This is a genomic window from Abiotrophia defectiva ATCC 49176 (assembly GCF_037041345.1).
Taxonomy (GTDB): Bacteria; Bacillota; Bacilli; order Lactobacillales; family Aerococcaceae; genus Abiotrophia.
In genome coordinates this window covers 1,794,240-1,811,701 of sequence record NZ_CP146287.1, presented here as the reverse complement: position 1 = coordinate 1,811,701, position 17,462 = coordinate 1,794,240, and the positions used below count along the sequence as shown (strand labels likewise).

Below are 17,462 nucleotides of genomic sequence, written 5' to 3'. Positions count from 1 at the left end.
GGTCAAGTGTAGCAATTACTATCCAATTAATTGCTAACTCTTCAATTTTTGTCCCAACTAGCAGGCGGGACCTTTTTAGCCAGCAAATTATCTGCCAAGGAGGCAAGTCATGACCCTAGTCAGTGTCAAAAACCTCTCCTTCTACTATGATCGGGAGAAGGTTCTCAATGAAGTAAACTTTGAAGTCAACCCCGGCGAGTTCGTCATTCTGACCGGAGAAAATGGGGCGGCCAAGTCCACCCTCTTGAAGAATATCCTAGGCCTACTTAAGCCAGCGTCAGGAACGGTCACGATTGCCAAGACTAATGCCCTAGGCAAGCCCTTGTCTATTGGCTATGTGCCACAGAACGTCAACTCTTTTAATGCCGGCTTCCCTAGCCGGGTTCAGGAGTTTGTCGAGTCCGGCCGCTATCCAAAGGGGCGTTGGTTCAAGCGTCTAGACGCCCATGACAAAGAACACGTGGATCGAGCCCTATCGGCTGTCGGCATGAGCCATTTGCGCCATAAGAAAATCGGAGAATTGTCAGGCGGTCAGAAGCAACGTATCTGCTTAGCGCGGGTCTTCGCCACTGATCCGGACTTCTTCGTCTTAGATGAGCCAACCACCGGTATGGATATTGAGTCCCGACGGGCCTTCTACCGGCTCTTACGCCATGCCTGTAAACATCACGGCAAGTCCATCCTCATGGTGACTCATGCCGACCAAGAAATTGAAGGTTTCTATACCCGAGAAATTAGACTAGTGAGAGAGGAGGGAACCCCATGGAGATGTTTCAGCTTGACTTCATCCAACGCGCACTCCTAGCAGGCCTGGCTATTTCCTGCATTACGCCTATTATCGGCCTCTTGCTGATTCTGAAGCGCCAATCCATGATGGCCGATACTTTGTCCCATATCTCCTTAGCGGGGGTAGCCTTGGGGATGATTCTACGGGTCAGTCCAACGGTGACCACTCTCCTAGTCGTCATTGTGGCTTCGGTCTTACTAGAATATTTGAGGCTCATTTACCGCGACTTCTCCGAGGTGTCGGTGGCTATTATGATGGCTGGTGGCATGTCAGTGGCCTTGGTGCTTATGAATCTTAACCGCAACGCCTCAAACTTTAAGATTGAGCAGTTCCTTTTCGGTTCTATTATTTTGATTTCACCTCAAGAGGTAATTCTCTTGGCCGTCCTAGCGGGCATTGTCCTAGCCCTCTACCTGCTCTTCCGTCGCCCTCTCTACGTTATGAGTTTTGATGAAGCGACGGCGCATACGGCGGGTCTGCCTGTCAAGTTCATGTCCATTCTACTGTCTGTCGTGACAGGGGTGGCCATTAGTGTCATGATGCCGATTGTGGGGGCCTTACTGGTCTCTGCCCTCATTGTAATCCCGGCCGCGACTGCCATTAAGCTGTCCTCAAGTTTCAGACAGACTATCTTGATTGGCTTTGTTATTAATGTGGTAGGGATTATCGCTGGTTTGATGGCCTCTTACCATCTAAATACGCCGCCAGGGGCTTCCATTACCTTAGGCTTCGTGATTTTATTTATCGTTATTTCTCTAGGTCAAGGCTTCCTTGGCTGGTGGCGAAATCGTACCTAGTTACACTTAATACTCCGATTGAGTCGTTGGATTCAATCGGATTTTTAGTTTTTTGATGAAATAGACAACAATGATTTGACAGTCAATAAACTATACAGAGAGTTATATATTGCGAGACTGGCGTGAGTGTTTTAGATATTTTATGAGCATATTTTTTATATAGATGCTCATGCTTAGCCTTTCTTAATGTCTAGACCTATATCGAGAAATTTCGTACGCAAGACGAATATTGTGAAAAATAACTATGGAAAATGTTCAAGTATCTGATATAATAGAGTCAAACCAAAAAGGAGTTGTGTATCATGGGTGTAGAAGCCAAGAAATTTAAACGCAATCATCGGATTGTTTTCATATGCCAGTACTTAATGGAACATCCCAATCAGCTAGTCACCTTGTCCTTCTTTGCAGATTACTTTGATTCTGCCAAGTCCTCGATCAGTGAAGATATCAACTTTGTACGCGACGTGTTTCAAGAGAATGATTTAGGGGATATTCGGACTGTAGCAGGGGTGTCCGGCGGCATTATCTTCTACCCCACCATTCAAGATCGTGACTTGAAGGATCTTTTTCAGCGTGTCGCTAAGAAAATGGAGTCCGGCAAGCGGGTCCTGCCTGGCAACTATATTTATATGGGCGATGTCTTGCAAGATTCTGACATTCTTAACCGTTTAGGTAAGTTGATTGCCTCTCGTTACCAACGTAGTGGCGTGGATGCTGTTATGACCATTGAGACCAAGGGGATTGGCTTGGCAGTCGCTGTTGCTCGCTATCTCAATGTCCCTCACGTGGTGGTGCGTCGTGACTCACGTGACGCTGAAGGGTCAACTATTTCTATTAGCTATCTATCTGGCTCTCTGCAAACCGTCAACAAGATGGAGCTATCCAAACTAGCCTTAGCGCCTAGAAGTAAGGTTTTGATTGTTGACGACTTCCTCCGCAATGGAGGGACTATTTTTGGTCTCTTGTCTATGCTGGATGAATTTGAGTGTCAGCTAGCCGGTGTCTGTGTCTTTGCGGAGAATACGGACCAAGAAAAGCAAAAATTGCCACCTCACGAGTCCTTGATGAAGATTCAAATGGTCTATAACCCAGAAATCGAACATTTTGAGCTCTATACGGAACCTGGCAGCTTCTTCACAGAAGGAGAGGCTTTCGAACCATTCACAACGTCTCTACACTAGAAAATAACAAATTGATAAAAAAAGATAATTCGATTGGATATCTGCGCCTGAAATCGGTATAATAGTATCGGTAGATTACGAAATCAACGTGCCATGTCGTACGTAGTAAGCAAAGGAGTATGATGAATGGAGAATCGGATGGCAGTCATTCTAGCTGCAGGGAAGGGCACACGCATGAAATCTTCCCTCTATAAGGTGCTACACCCCGTGTGTGGTTTGCCTATGGTAGCCCATGTGGTGCGAGCGGTTGAAGCCAGCGGTGTCAATCAAATCGTCACCATCGTGGGGCATGGAGCGGAAGCTGTACAAGCCTACTTGGGCGATAAGTCTAGCTATGCCTTACAGGCAGAACAACTAGGGACAGGCCACGCAGTCTTACAGGCAGAAGCTGCCTTGGGACATTTAGCGGGCAGCACTCTGGTGATTTGTGGTGATACACCGCTCTTAACTGCTGAGACTTTATCGGCCCTTTTTGACTATCATCAAGCGCAAGGGGCAGGGGCAACCATTTTGACCGCTGTTACCGAAGACGCGACAGGTTACGGACGGATTGTCCGTGACGCTGAGGGACAAGTTCTGAAGATTGTGGAACAGAAGGATGCCACAGAGCAAGAGGCGCTGATTCGTGAATTCAACACGGGGACCTATGTCTTCGACAATCAATTATTGTTTGATTGCCTCAAACGTGTCGGCAACGACAACGCCCAAGGCGAATACTACTTGCCGGATGTCATTGCTCTAGCCCGTCAAGCAGGGCGGACTGTAGCTGCTTACGTTATGGCAGATGAGACCGAAGCCATTGGGGTTAACGACCGAGTAGCCCTAGCGGAAGCGACCCAATCTATGCGCCGCCGCATTAATGAATATCATATGCGCCAAGGCGTGACCATGATAGATCCAGCTTCAACCTATATTGAAGCCGATGTGGTCATTGGTTCAGATACCATTTTGGAAGCTAATGTTAGCCTCAAGGGCCAAACCCGTATTGGGGCTCAGTGCCAAATCGGGGCCAATACTGAAATCCATGACAGCCAATTAGCGGATGGCGTATCTGTGACCCAATCCGTTATCGAGTCTTCGACGGTCGCCACTGGTGCTACTGTGGGACCATTTGCCCACTTGCGGCCAAATAGCCACCTAGGCCAAGATGTTCATATCGGCAACTTCGTCGAAGTTAAGAACTCTACTTTAGGGGCAGGTGTCAAGTCAGGCCACCTAACCTATATTGGCGATGCTGACCTAGGTCGTGATATCAATATCGGTTGCGGGACTATCTTCGTCAACTATGATGGTAAGAAGAAGCATCGTTCGACCATAGGTGACCAAGCCTTTATCGGCTGTAATGCTAACATTGTCTCACCAGTTAAGATTGGCGACCAAACCTTTATTGCGGCGGGTACCACCGTGACACGCGACGTGCCAGATCAAGCCTTGGCCATTTCCCGTGTCAAGCAAGACAACATTCCCAACTATTGGCAAAAATTTAGCAAAAAGTAATTTTTAGGAGGAACCATTGTGGGTAAACATTATAAAGATCCGAAGTTGAAGATTTTCTCTTTGAGTTCAAACCGTCCTTTGGCAGAGAAGATTGCAGAGGCAGTTGGTTTAGAACTAGGGAAAATTAGTATTTCGCGTTTTTCAGACGGTGAAGTCAAGGTCAACGTGGAAGAAAGTATTCGGGGGGCGCACGTCTACATCGTGCAGTCGACTTCTGACCCAGTCAACGACAACTTGATGGAACTCTTGATTATGATTGACGCTTTACGCCGGGCAAGTGCCAAGACTATTAACGTAGTCATGCCATACTACGGCTATGCGCGTCAAGAACGTAAGGCTCAGTCGCGTGAACCAATTACCGCTAAATTAGTTGCTAACATGATTACTATTGCCGGGGCAGACCGTGTCTTAACCTTAGACTTGCATGCACCGCAAATTCAAGGCTTCTTCGATATCCCAGTGGACCACTTAATTGGGGTGCCACTCTTGGCTGACTATTTCTTAGAAAAAGGCCTCTTCGGGGAAGATGTCGTGGTTGTTTCTCCTGACCACGGTGGGGTAGTGCGGGCTCGCAAACTGGCCGACTTCCTCAAGTCGCCGATTGCCATTATCGACAAACGCCGTCCGCGTCCTAATGTCTCTGAAGTCATGAACATTATCGGGGATGTGGCAGGCAAGAAATGTATCATTATCGATGACATGATTGATACCGCAGGGACCATTACCTTAGCGGCAGCCGCCCTCCTAGATAAGGGTGCTGATTCCGTCTATGCTTGCTGTACCCATGCTGTCCTATCTGGTCCAGCTGTCGAGCGCTTAGATGAATCTGAAATCAAAGAAGTCATCGTGACCGACTCTATCCAACAACCAGAAGGTCGCCACTTAGACAAACTCCAAACGATTTCTGTCGGCACTTTAGTCGGGGAAGCTATCAAGCGTATCCACGAAAACCGTTCAGTAAGTCCACTCTTCCAAGAAAAATTCAAGTTGGAAGATTTAAGCAAGGAAGACTAATCCTATTCCAGTCTAGAAAGGAAGAACCCCATGAAACAATTCTTCAAAAAAATGGCCGCTCTTTTAATGGCCCTGACCCTGATTTTCATCTCTTTACCTAAAGTACAAGCAGAAGATTTAGCAATCTCTGAACTTTTAGGCCGTAGCTATGAAGCCTACCGTGGCCTCAAGAGCTTCCACACCCAAGGGACGCTCAAGGCTGCCATTGATCGTCAGACCCAACATATGGACCTAGGCCAAGTGCAAGTCGATGGTTATGTCGATATCCAAAACCTAAACGTTGATCTGAATATGGTCATTGATTCAATTTTCCTGCCGCAATTCCGCAATATTCGTTGGGGTCTGAAGGATAATCAAACCTTCTATGAAATTGATGATCGCATCGCCCAAGTGGAAGATACTGGCGCGGAAAAAGCTGATTTTAAGAGAACTTTAGAGCGTGAAGGTTTCAACTTCCCTGCTAAAGACGAAGTCGTTAAGGCTTTGGCTCAACATGATGAGCTAATCAAGCAAATTTTCAAGCTCACTGAGACAGATAGCGAGTATGTACTTAGTCTTCGCGATGATATTGATGCCAAGAAACTCTTCGATGATAACAAGGCTGCTTTGGATGAATTTAAGCAACGAATCTATGATGAGATGGAAGAGCGTGGCGAAAAAGTGTCGCCAAGCTACAAGGCACAAGTTGACCGTTTCTACAGTGCTGAGACCTTAAGCAAGTTCTTGGAAAGCAAGCCGGTTTATGAAGTTCATTTTGCTAAGGATAGCTACCTGGTGACATCTTATAAGGTGGAAGTGACCTTGCGCTTCACAGACTTCCTAGATAGCAAAGAAGTTGAACAATTTGGTCTCTATAGCTTCTACTACAATGCAGAAATGACCTTCGACGGCTTCAACGAGAGCCGCGAGATTAGAGTGCCAGAAGAAAAATTACCTGGTTCAGAGTCTGAGTCAAGTCGCTTGACAGAATCAAGTGAAGACAGCTCTTCAAGTTCTGCTTCAGAATAAGGACAATTTTCTAGCAGCCCCTAGGGGCTGCTTTTTTGTAGACCCAAGGCCAGGGACGAACTTTCCTTGCTTTAGACCCTGTGTTTTGTTCGGAATAAAGGGCTTTTTCTCGGTCTAAAGTATGAAATTTATATGAAATCGAGGGCTTTTGGTTGTAATTTAAGCTGAGCGCGTTATAATAGGAACATGTAAAATCTTTTACGTAAAGGAGAATGATGATGAAATCCATCAAGAAATTTTTTGCTGTAACAGCTGTGGCTGCTACTGTATTCGCTACTACACCTGCTACAACTGCACATGCTGTAGGTTTGAATGAACTCTTCAGCAAAGCTGATGCAGCTTTGAAAACTGTGAAGTCTGTAGACTTAAAAGGTAACTTAACTGTTGCTTTCGACCAAAACGGGACTAAAGTTAACTTCGCTAACGTTAACTTTGAAACAGAGTTAGACTTAGAGAACGTTCAAGGTGAAGGTAAAGTTGAGATTGCAAGCCAATTGTCTCCATCTGCTCAGAAACAAGCTTTCCAATTGAAAGATGACACCTTATCAACTCAAACTGGCGATAAAGATTGGACAAAGGCAGACTACTCTGCGCAACGTAACCAATTCAAGACAGCTCTCCAAAACGCAATGAAAGAAGCATACAAGGATTTAACTCCTGAACAAGAAGCTACTTTAGGTCAATACTTTGAAATCAAAGAAGACGGCGAAGACTATGTTTACGCCCTCAAACAAGGCATCGACGGGAAGAAATTCTACGAAGATAACAAAGCAACCTTCGAACGCGTTAAGGAGCAAGCTTTAAAACAATCAGAAGCTAACGGTCAATCTGTATCTGATCAACAAAAAGCAACCTTCGACAAGCTTTTCAGCGCTGATACCATGGAAAAATTCTTTGCATCAAACCCTAAAGTAGAAATTCGTTACAACAAATCTACTTTCTTAGTTTCTAAGGTTACCCTTGATGTTAACTTGAAACCTGCTGACTTCTTACCAGCTCAATCAGCTCAAGGTGCACCAGGCAATATCGCTGTGCAAGCTAACTTAGAAGCTAAAGACTACAACCAACCAATCGAATTAGAAAACCACTAATCCGTAATGAAAGCACCCCTAGGGGTGCTTTTTTGTAGCTTGCTAACTGGTCGCTAGCAAAAAACGATGGTTATTCTACTGATGTCTGATTTATAGGAGGAAAGACTTGAAGTCTAAGCTCTAAAGTGTTAGCATAAAATTAACAGGAGTTTGACTAGTCAACTCCTGCAATGTAACTGAGACTAAGAGGAGGAATGAAAATGAAAAAATTAGTCAAAGTGTTAGTAGTCTTCTTGGCTTTCTTTAGCCAATTACCTTTCGCTGCAGCTCAAGATGCTGCCCCATCTTTCGCTGATTTGATGGCCCAAGCCAACGAAGCAGCACTCAAGTTGGAGACTTTCCACTTGGAATCTAGCCTGTCCGTTATTGGTACTACTAAGACTACACCACGTAGTTTAACGGCTAACCTAACAGGTGACGTGGATGTTAAGAATGCTGAACTCCAAGGTTCACTTGATTTACAATTGCCACCAACCACCAATGGCCAATTTGAGGCAGTGGTAAAAGGTGCCAAAGCCTTCTTCCGTGAAGGAGACAAAGACTGGCATGTATCAGATGTTTCCGTCAACAAACAAGAATTCCAAAAAGCTTATGCCAAGTTTTTAGAAGTAGCTAAGACAAATTCTGAGTTAGACAAAGAATTTAATACAGCTCTTTCTGAATTATTCAATGTGGAAGCAAAAGATGACGAGTATCAAGTTTCCCTCAAACAAAACATTGATGGTGCTAAGTTCTATCAAGATCACGAAGCCCTCTTCAAGAAATTGCAACAAGCGGCTCTAGACCAAGCTAAACAAGCAGGTCAAAACGTTAGCGAAGAAAGCTTCAGCAAGGTCTTCACTGCTGAGAACTTCAAGAAGTTCTTCGAATTGAACCCTAGCTTGGTAGTGAGCTATGATAAAGAAACTCACTTCATCAAAGCTTTCAACCTTGTCCTTCATGTAGACGTGGCTCAAGTAAATCCTAAATTGGCTGAGGGCGACGACGCACCACAAACAGTGGATGTGACTTTCTCTGTGACTGTAAGCAACCACAACCAACCAGTTGATATCAAGGAACCTGAAGCAGGGGCTGGCAATGCTAATTCCGCTTCATCTTCTGAAGAATAAGCAAGCAATAAGGCTAGGACTTGGTCCTAGCTTTTTCTTGTCTAGGATTTATTTTAGCATCAAAAGTGCTCAGGATTGCTTGTCCTCTAAGCCTTAAGGTATAATGAAGAGGTAGATGAATCCTGGAGGGATAATATGAATATCAAAGCAATTGCCAAGGAAGTCTTAGAATTCCTGGTTTACTTAATTATTATGGTAGCGGCGGTTTTCGCCTTGCGTCATTTTGTGGTGGAGTCCTTCCGTGTGGATGGACACTCGATGGACTATACTTTACAACATGATGAACGTCTCTTTATGTGGAAACTGGCTAAAATCGAACGTTTCGACGTGGTAGTTATTAAGGCGCCGAGCGACCCTAGCAAACGTTACATCAAAAGGGTCATTGGCGTGCCAGGTGACACCATTGAAGTGCGCGACGACAAACTTTACCTCAATGGCGTGGCTACTGACGAGCCATACTTAGCTGAGAAGGTGAAGGAGTACCAGGCAGCCAATCCAAATGGCAACTTCACGCAAAACTTCACCCTAGCTCAAGTTGCAGGAGCTAGCACAGTGCCAGAAGGTAAGTACTTCGTCTTGGGGGATAACCGTCAGAACTCACTAGACGGCCGTTCCTTTGGCTTTATTGATGCCAACACGGTCGAAGGGGAAGCCGATGTCAGCTATTGGCCTTTAAATCGCCTAGGCCTCTTGCAAAAGTATAAATTAAATGATGCGGGGCAAATTGTGAACCGCTAAGTGAGTCAGGTCCAGGGACGCAGTCCTGGACCTTTTTTCTTGCTAGGAGCCAGCAGAGGACAGCTTGACAAAGGGCTTAAAAATGCGTATATTTATAGCTGTAAATAGACTAGTACAGTCCCTATGGTTTTAGAGAGTGCGTCCTTGGCTGGAAGATGCATACCCTCTGGTGGCTTGGAACCTACTATTGAAGAGAACAAGTGGGTTGGCCTCCTTATCGGCTATAAGTTGGCCGGCGTCTATGTCGGCAAACAAGGTGGTACCGCGGAGTGACTGTGCTTCGTCCTTGATTAAGGATGGGGCACAGTCACGATTTTTTGTAAGGAGGTTTACCAGATGGTAACAAGACAAGAAGATTTCTCAAAATGGTATTTACAAACCATTCAACAAGCAGATTTAATGGACTACTCGCCAGTGCGAGGCTGTATGATTTTTAAACCAGATGGCTATGAAATCTGGGAACATATCCAAAAAGCCATGGATGCTCGTTTCAAGGAAGAGGGCATCCGTAATGCCTACTTCCCAATGTTAATTCCTGAATCATTCTTCAACAAGGAGAAGGATCACATCGAAGGCTTTAGCCCAGAATTACCATGGGTAACGGAAGCGGCCGGTGAGAAATTAGAAGAACGTTTGGCCTTACGTCCAACTTCTGAGACCATTATTGGGGATGCCTTCTCCAACTGGATCCAGTCCTACCGTGACCTACCACTCGAAATCAACCAATGGGCTAACGTGTTCCGTTGGGAGAAGAAGACCTTACCATTCTTGCGGACCTCTGAGTTCCTCTGGCAAGAAGGCCATACGGCCCACGCCGACGGTCAAGAAGCCTTAGAGCGCACCATGCGTATGCTCCAAATCTATAAGGAAGTCGTGGAAGGTGTCTTGGCTGTGCCAGTCGTAGACGGTGAGAAAACACCTTCTGAGCGCTTTGCCGGGGCTGTTAGCACCTTCTCCATTGAAGCCATGATGCAAGACGGCAAAGCCGTTCAAGCTGGGACTTCACACTACATGGGGACCAAGTTTGCGGAGGCTTTCGACATCCGTTACCTCAATACAGATAACGAGCACGTTTATGCCCACACTAGCTCATTCGGGGTATCCACTCGCTTGATTGGGGCTATGATTATGACTCACGGCGATGACAAGGGCTTGGTCTTGCCACCAGCAGTGGCCCCAACTCAAGTAGTCTTCGTTCCAGTAGGTCCATGGCAAAAGAACCCAGCCATTCTGGACAAAATCCATGAATTACAGGCACAACTTAAAGCTGCAGGTATCCGTTGCCGCGTAGACGACAGCAACAACTCGCCAGGTTTCAAATTCAATGAATGGGAACTTCGTGGGGTGCCAGTTCGGATTGAGTGTGGTCCACGCGACTTAGAAAATGCGCAAGTCATGATGAAGGCTCGCGACTTAGATGACAAAGTAGCCGTACCATTTGACAACTTCTTGGCTAGCGTTCAAGCGGAATTGGCTAGCATGCAAGGACGACTCTTAGAAAAGGCGCGCCAAATGAACCAAGCCAACTACTATACAGACATCAATAGCTTAGATGAGCTCAAAGCCCACATCGAAAGCAAGCGGGCAGCTGGCCAAGTGCCTGGTTGGGTGTTAGCAGGTTGGGATGGCACTGAAGAGAGCGAAGCCAAGATTAAGGAAGAAACTGGCTTCACCACGCGTAACATTCCATTTGCAGGTCAAGTGCCAGAGAAAGCAACCTGTATCGTGACAGGCCAACCGGCTAAACACACCGTATGGTTGGCGCGGGCCTACTAAGAAAGAAGGAAGCTAAGATGGAGGCTAAGTTTTGCCGCGAATCACGAGCGGTGCAAACCCACCGTATTCTACCTTTCCATTGTAATATGCACCAAACCCTCTATGGCGGTCAGCTCATGGAATTCATTGATAACTGTGCCAGTATTACAGTGTCCCGCCATACGCGCAGTCTCTGTGTGACGGCCTCGATGGACCAGCTCAACTTTATCCGGCCTCTGCACTTGTCTGACTCCGTCTGTGTGGAAACCATTGTCACAGGTACCGGCCGTACCTCGGTCGAAGTCTTTGCCAAGGTAGTAGGGGAACGCCTTGAGACGGGGGAACGTTATTTAGCAGCGACGGCCTTCTTGACCTTTGTGGCCATCGATGAGACGGGGGCTTCGGTTGAGGTCGCCCCTATTCAGCCAGAGGGCCCAGAGGAAATCTTCGTCTGCGCAGGCTACCCAGAACGCCAGGCCAAACGCATGGCCGAACGCAAAGCATCGGCTCAATTCCAGTCAGGCCTCAACTTGGATTTTCCCTGGGATATCCACTAAGGCCTGTCTGACGCCAGGTGCTAGCTTTTCTAGTTAAGGGCCAAATTTATTCTTTACATTTGGCAGAGAATTAGGTATGATATTAGTGTTGCACCGAGTGCAGACAAATAACTCTAGACTAGCAAATAGCCTAGGGCAGAAAGGAAGTTCATAAATGAGACCAGATATTCATCCAAACTACCAACCAGTTGTCTTCATGGACACTACTACTGGTTACAAATTCTTGTCAGGTTCAACGAAAACTTCTAACGAAACGGTTGAGTGGGAAGATGGCAACACTTACCCATTAATCCGCGTGGAAATTTCGTCTGATTCACATCCATTCTACACTGGGCGTCAAAAATTCACCCAAGCAGATGGTCGTGTGGACCGCTTCAACAAGAAGTACGGCTTCAACAAATAAGCCACTATTCTATCCACAGAAGACTAAGAGCCCCTCGGGGCTCTTTTTTGATTTTACTTAACAATCTTTCGCAAAGCGTGACAAGACAAGGTTTTTGGCTTATAATAGAGGACGAGACTAAAATTCGAAAGGATGTTTTTTTATGAGTACATTATGGACTGTTTTAGGGATTATTGCTGGGATTGTGGTCCTATTAGTAGTCTTCTGGGCATCTGTCTACAACCGTTTAGTTCGTTTACGTAACTGGTCTGAAGAGAGCTTCAGCCAAGTAGACGTGCAACTCCAACGTCGTAACGACTTAATTCCAAACTTAGTGGAAACAGTCAAAGGTTACTCTAAACACGAGAGTGAAACCTTAGATGCCGTAGTGAAGGCACGTCAACAAATCGTCAACTTGCCAATGGATGCAACACCTGAGCAAAAGAACGAATTATCAAACCAATTGACAGGCGCTTTATCTCGTTTATTGGCTGTAGCAGAAGCTTATCCTGAGCTCAAAGCTAACCAAAACTACTTGGACTTACAACGGAGCTTGGAAGAAACTGAAGACTTGATTGCCAAAGCACGTCAAATCTACAACTCAAGCATCGGCCAATACAACACTGGGATCCAAACCTTCCCTAACAGCTTGGTAGCTGGCTTAAGTGGTTTTGCACCAAAAGCTTACCTACAAGCACCAGCTGAAGCGAAAGAAGCACCAAAAGTAAGCTTCTAAGTCTAAACTTGCTCCCATTATATTATTGACTTACTAGCTAGCATGGAAAGGAGGCATGAGATGAAACGGGTTAACCTCTATGTGCATTATGACTCGGTTACCAACTATATGATGACCCGGGCCCTAAGTCTGACTAGTGACGACTTTAGTGCACAGAATTTACCTAATAACTTGATTTTGGCAGAAGCACCGGCTAATTTTGGTCGCTTTGATGTGCAGACCAACTTCAAGATTTTGCGGGGACGGTCAGAAGTCTTACGGTATATGGAGACAGTCCAAGCCCAGAAGCTGCGGATGTCTAACTGGATTGACTTCGAATCCATTGAACTCATGCATCAATTGACTCCTCAGGAAATTGCGGAATTACTTTACCTCTTCCACTCTTCCAATGTCCTACGCTCGGCTTTCTTCTATAAGTTGCAGAACAACTTTGTCTATCTCACTTTACCTAATGGGCTCAACAAGCTCTTCTATCGGCATATTCAAGACTTCTACCCGCGCTTTGCTCGGAATATGACCGAACGCATGACGGAGCTAGTCAATGAGAATAAGAATCTTTTCTTCTCTAAGCGCCAGACCGTATCTCTTTTGCCTGCGCACGTAGCTGAGGAATTGGCTCCCTTATTTGCTAATGGTATTAAAGTAGACTTTGTGCAAGCTCACTACCTAAATGGAAAATGGTTAGTTCCCCTATTTGTCATTGAAGATGAATTGACCTTGCTCTCCCAGAATCAGAATTTGGCTGAGCAGATTGGGGAGATTGTCTATGATACTAGTGCCAGCCATTGGCGCCTAGTATTGAATATCTAAAATTGATGGAGGAACTTTACATGAAAATCGTCTTACTCTATGGTGGGCAGAGTGCTGAACATGATATTTCCTTGATTTCAGCACATAATATTATGCAGTCCATCATGTACAATTACTATGAAGTACAACCAGTTTATATTACCAAGCAAGGAGACTGGCTCAAGGGGGCGCCTTTATCAGGTCCGCTTAGCCACTCTAATCAACTTGCCCTAAGCGCTGGTCCGCAAGCATGTTGGGCTGAGGGGCCAGAGGGTCAATCAGTCGGGACCTTAATTCAACCTGGCGACATTAAGGAAGCAGATACCATTGTCTTTCCTATCTTACATGGGCCTAACGGCGAAGATGGGACCATCCAAGGTTTCTTGGAAGTCTTGGGTATGCCTTATGTCGGGGCTGGCGTGACTGCTAGCGCCTGCGGTATGGACAAGGTCATTTCCAAACAACTTTTCCACCAAGCTGGCTTACCACAAGTGCCATACGTGGCCTTTGATTCTCGTGAATGGGCTCAGTCCCCTGAGGAATGGATGAATCGCTGCGAGGGCAACTTGCTCTATCCGCTCTTTGTAAAGCCTGCTAACATGGGCTCTAGCGTGGGGATTTCTAAAGCCACCACAACCGAAGAGCTGCGTGCAGCCGTAGAGAAAGCCCTGCAATTTGACCGTCGCATCGTGGTGGAACAAGGGATTTCTGCTCAAGAATGCGAAGTAGCAGTTCTAGGCAACGATGACGCACACGCTAGTGTAGTCGGCCGTCTGGTTAAGACCGCTGATTTCTATGACTACGATGAAAAGTATGTCAACAACACAGTTGAAATGGAGATTCCGGCTCAATTGCCAGACGCCATTAGTGACAAGATTCAAGAATATGCCCTACGCGCCTACCGCGCATTGGATGGCAAGGGCTTGTCGAGGGTTGACTTCTTTGTGACGGCTAGCCACGATATCTATATTAATGAAATTAACACCATGCCAGGCTTTACCCCTTACAGCATGTATCCTTGTCTTTGGGAAGCGACCGGGCTTAATACCCGTGACTTGATTGAAGAGCTCTTGCAGTTAGCGCTTAAGAGCTTCGAAGACAAGCAAGCTTATAAACAAGTAAGTCGTTAAAGACAAAACCACATGGCGCAGGCTGTGTGGTTTTTGATAGCATTAGAAAAGCGAAGTGCAGAAGCACTTCGCTTTTTCTTAGGCATTGAGGGCCTGAATAATGTCCGCAATTAAATCTTGCGGGTCTTCAATCCCTACGGATACTCGTAGTAAGTCGGCTGTTAAACCATAAGACTCGCGAATGTCTTGCGGGATGTCGGCATGGGTTTGGGTGGTTGGATAGGTGATGAAGCTTTCGACACCCCCTAAGCTCTCCGCAAAGGTGAAGACCTTGAGAGCGCGTAAGAAGCTGTCTACCTTGCTGGCATCTTGAATCTTAATGGACATCATGGCACCGCGACCAGGGTAGAGTACTTCTTTGATTTGCGGGTGTTGGCTTAGGGCTTGGGCTAGGGCCTGGGCATTGGCTTCTTGCCGGTCTAGTCGCAGGGACAGGGTTTTAAGTGAGCGGATAAAGAGCCAACAGTCAAAAGGTGACAAGGTTGGGCCTGTTGTGTTGGACAACCAGACTAGTTGCTCGCCCAAGCTAGCATCCTTGGCCACCACCACACCAGCCAAGATGTCGTTATGGCCAGTCAGGTATTTGGTGCCTGAATGAATGACTAGGTCAGCCCCTAATTCTAGGGGACGTTGACGTAGGGGCGTCAAGAAGGTGTTGTCCACGATAAGGCGTGTTTGGTGGTGTTGACAGAGTTGGGCCACAGCCGCCAAATCAATTTCCTGCATTAGCGGGTTGGTAGGTGTCTCGACGAAGACAGCAGCTACTTGATCGCTAATTAAGGAGGTCAAGTCTTCAAAATCTTGGAAATAAGTAAATTGATAGAAGCCTTGCGCTTGGAGCTTATCGAAGTAGCGGAAGCTGCCCCCATATACGTCTCGTGTTACCAGGAATTGACTGCCAGCTGGGAAGAGGCCCAGGACTAGTTGGATGGCACTCATACCAGAAGAGGTCACCACTGCTTGGGCGCCACCTTCAAGGGCAGCCAGGCCTTCTTCTAAGACCGTACGAGTGGGGTTTTTGGTTCGGGTATAGTCAAAGCCTGTACTTTGGCCCAAACCTGGATGGGCGTAGGCGGTAGACAGGTGAATAGGCAGGGAGACTGCGCCAGTCTGTTGGTCTTGTCGGTTGCCCAGTTGGGCTAGTTGAGTGTCACGATGGGTCATCAGGGTCAACTCCTTTATGGATTAATAGGTCAAAGAAAAAGCCCGACGCACAGGAAAAGGCCTGCGCGCCGGGACGAATCTTCGTGGTACCACCCGATTTTGTACTTGCCTCACAGCAAGCACCTTGGTAAGTCTAAGACTTGGCAGTAACGTTGCGAACGTCTCACTGGCTGAAAAACAGTGAAATTCTCAGAGGCCATCTTGGGTCAAGGTGGCCACCCCTTTGCAGCAACTAGGGCTCTCTATAGACCGTGGCTTGACTTACTCATCTCGTCATCGAAGTAGTATTTGCCTCAGTGTAACACGAAAGCAGAAGCCTGTCAACAGAGCCATTTTGTCCTGAGTTGACTAATATGACTGTCATGGGCTTTAATCATATTATTACCTCTCGGTGGCAATTCTTGACCTTGAACCACTAGGTGCTATCCAGTATAATAGAGACTATATTGGTGACCAATTGGACTGAAAGGGAGGAACTATAATGGCGCAAAAAAATACAAAAAAATCTTGGGTTTTGCTTCAGCTAGGCTATTTAGTCTTGTGTCTTTTAGTCGGCGCTGCAGTTGGCTTGCTGATTGGGCACTTCTTCGGTTCTTCACTGGCCAATCAGATACGTCATGTGTCCATTACCTATTTGCTGGCGACCTTTATAGTGAGCACGATTTTACATATTATTATTCATGAAGGGGGCCACTTGCTTGGTGGCCTGCTGACGGGTTATAAATTTGTTAGTTTCCGGGTCATGGATTTAAAATTAGAAAAAACAGAGTCAGGTGGCTTTAAGTTTCGCTGGCAACATGTGGCCGGAACAGGTGGCCAGTGTTTGATGCGCCCACCACGCTATCAAAGTCAACATTTTCCCTTTAGGCTCTACTTAGCGGGTGGATTTCTGGCCAATATTTTGACTAGTGTCTTGGCCTATTGGCTATGGCCTAATATCTATGTCTTTGTCTTTGCTAGTCTAGGGATTTTAATGGGCCTGACTAACGCCATTCCCATGAGTTTTAATGATGGCAAAAACTTACTTTTATTGAGCAAAAGTGAATTAAACCGCCTGGTCTTCTTCCTAATGTTAGAGGATAATTACTGGGCCAATCGTGGTAAGTCTTATGATGAGAAATATCGCTATCTACGGCGTGTTACTATTAATGAGACGAACTTCTTGACTGATGCTACGATTTTTTATGACTTAGAGCAACTAGTGGATCAGGGTCAGTTCGAAGAAGTCTATATCCTGTCTAAGAAAATCTACCAGGAACGGGAGGATATGGTGACGCCCTATCGTCAGGAAATCTTGCGTCTCTTACTTTTTGCGGCTAGCCTGCAACATCCGGAAGCCCCCCTGATTACGACCTTACTGGAAGATCCACTCTTAGTGGCCATGCTGAAAACCAAGCGACCAGAAAATTCAACGGCCCAGGCCGCCTATCACTGGCGGGTCAAGGGTGATGTGGTAACGGCTCTGGAGCATTTGGCGCAAGCTAAGAAACGACTACCTCGTGCCCATAATCTTAGAGCCCAGGAGCAGGAAGCTCGCATTATTGATTACCTGGAAGAGAAAATCCAGGCAGAACAAACCAGCAATAATTAAGAACCTCAAGAATCGGCTACTAAACCGATTCTTGAGGTTTTTGGTTAAGTCAGAATACAGGACTAAAAAAACGGACGTTTACATATAGTAGGCGCTTTTTGTTCGGAAAAGCTTTACTTTGAGCAGGATAATCGCT

Annotated in this window: 17 protein-coding genes; 16 read left to right on the top strand and 1 reads right to left on the bottom strand. The window is 46.2% G+C overall.

What is annotated here, in order from left to right; translation table 11 throughout:
* Positions 1 to 109 precede the first annotated feature (109 nt).
* The 15 genes from V7R82_RS08445 to V7R82_RS08375 all read left to right on the top strand — a co-directional run bounded on the left by V7R82_RS08445 (position 110) and on the right by V7R82_RS08375 (position 14,571).
* Positions 110 to 805 (top strand): metal ABC transporter ATP-binding protein, encoded by a 696-nt coding sequence (locus tag V7R82_RS08445; RefSeq protein ID WP_023391323.1) that lies wholly within the window; start codon positions 110 to 112, stop codon positions 803 to 805.
* Complete coding sequence (locus V7R82_RS08440; RefSeq protein ID WP_291453719.1) at positions 763 to 1,584, top strand: metal ABC transporter permease; 822 nt, start codon at positions 763 to 765, stop codon at positions 1,582 to 1,584. Before V7R82_RS08445 ends, V7R82_RS08440 begins: the two co-directional genes overlap by 43 nt.
* A gap of 302 nt (positions 1,585 to 1,886) precedes the next feature.
* Positions 1,887 to 2,765, top strand: a complete 879-nt coding sequence (purR, locus tag V7R82_RS08435; protein WP_070756209.1) for a pur operon repressor — start codon at positions 1,887 to 1,889, stop codon at positions 2,763 to 2,765.
* Positions 2,766 to 2,891: 126 nt separating this feature from the next.
* A complete protein-coding gene (gene glmU / locus V7R82_RS08430) occupies positions 2,892 to 4,262 on the top strand; it encodes a bifunctional UDP-N-acetylglucosamine diphosphorylase/glucosamine-1-phosphate N-acetyltransferase GlmU (protein WP_291453720.1) in 1,371 nt (456 codons plus the stop codon).
* 18 nt (positions 4,263 to 4,280) lie between these two features.
* Positions 4,281 to 5,276 (top strand): ribose-phosphate diphosphokinase, encoded by a 996-nt coding sequence (locus tag V7R82_RS08425; RefSeq protein ID WP_291427367.1) that lies wholly within the window; start codon positions 4,281 to 4,283, stop codon positions 5,274 to 5,276.
* Between the two features lie 30 nt (positions 5,277 to 5,306).
* Positions 5,307 to 6,284, top strand: a complete 978-nt coding sequence (locus tag V7R82_RS08420; protein ID WP_311469112.1) for a hypothetical protein — start codon at positions 5,307 to 5,309, stop codon at positions 6,282 to 6,284.
* A 218-nt stretch (positions 6,285 to 6,502) separates the two neighbouring features.
* Complete coding sequence (locus V7R82_RS08415; protein WP_291427365.1) at positions 6,503 to 7,375, top strand: hypothetical protein; 873 nt, start codon at positions 6,503 to 6,505, stop codon at positions 7,373 to 7,375.
* Positions 7,376 to 7,575: 200 nt separating this feature from the next.
* Positions 7,576 to 8,484, top strand: coding sequence for a hypothetical protein (locus V7R82_RS08410; RefSeq protein WP_070756214.1), 909 nt, complete (start codon positions 7,576 to 7,578; stop codon positions 8,482 to 8,484).
* Positions 8,485 to 8,619: 135 nt separating this feature from the next.
* A complete protein-coding gene (gene lepB / locus V7R82_RS08405) occupies positions 8,620 to 9,222 on the top strand; it encodes a signal peptidase I (protein WP_023391315.1) in 603 nt (200 codons plus the stop codon).
* Positions 9,223 to 9,558: 336 nt separating this feature from the next.
* On the top strand, positions 9,559 to 10,998 hold the full coding sequence (gene proS, locus V7R82_RS08400; protein WP_338542521.1) for a proline--tRNA ligase: 1,440 nt from the start codon (positions 9,559 to 9,561) through the stop codon (positions 10,996 to 10,998).
* 17 nt (positions 10,999 to 11,015) lie between these two features.
* Positions 11,016 to 11,534 (top strand): acyl-CoA thioesterase, encoded by a 519-nt coding sequence (locus V7R82_RS08395; RefSeq protein WP_035363979.1) that lies wholly within the window; start codon positions 11,016 to 11,018, stop codon positions 11,532 to 11,534.
* 154 nt (positions 11,535 to 11,688) lie between these two features.
* Positions 11,689 to 11,937, top strand: coding sequence for a type B 50S ribosomal protein L31 (locus V7R82_RS08390; protein ID WP_023391311.1), 249 nt, complete (start codon positions 11,689 to 11,691; stop codon positions 11,935 to 11,937).
* A 142-nt stretch (positions 11,938 to 12,079) separates the two neighbouring features.
* On the top strand, positions 12,080 to 12,652 hold the full coding sequence (locus V7R82_RS08385; protein WP_070756217.1) for a LemA family protein: 573 nt from the start codon (positions 12,080 to 12,082) through the stop codon (positions 12,650 to 12,652).
* A 60-nt stretch (positions 12,653 to 12,712) separates the two neighbouring features.
* Positions 12,713 to 13,462 carry a hypothetical protein gene (locus V7R82_RS08380; RefSeq protein ID WP_070756218.1) on the top strand — a complete coding sequence of 250 codons (750 nt, stop codon included), beginning with the start codon at positions 12,713 to 12,715 and terminating at the stop codon, positions 13,460 to 13,462.
* Positions 13,463 to 13,482: 20 nt separating this feature from the next.
* Positions 13,483 to 14,571 (top strand): D-alanine--D-alanine ligase, encoded by a 1,089-nt coding sequence (locus V7R82_RS08375; RefSeq protein WP_338542517.1) that lies wholly within the window; start codon positions 13,483 to 13,485, stop codon positions 14,569 to 14,571.
* Positions 14,572 to 14,649: 78 nt separating this feature from the next.
* On the opposite strand, the gene V7R82_RS08370 is transcribed toward V7R82_RS08375, so the two are convergent.
* A complete protein-coding gene (locus V7R82_RS08370; protein WP_338542515.1) occupies positions 14,650 to 15,735 on the bottom strand; it encodes an aminotransferase class I/II-fold pyridoxal phosphate-dependent enzyme in 1,086 nt (361 codons plus the stop codon).
* Positions 15,736 to 16,216: 481 nt separating this feature from the next.
* On the opposite strand from V7R82_RS08370, the gene V7R82_RS08365 reads away from it, so the two are divergent.
* The gene (locus tag V7R82_RS08365) at positions 16,217 to 17,326 is read left to right on the top strand and encodes a hypothetical protein (RefSeq protein WP_338542513.1); all 1,110 of its coding nucleotides are present in this window, start codon (positions 16,217 to 16,219) and stop codon (positions 17,324 to 17,326) included.
* Positions 17,327 to 17,462: the final 136 nt, after the last annotated feature.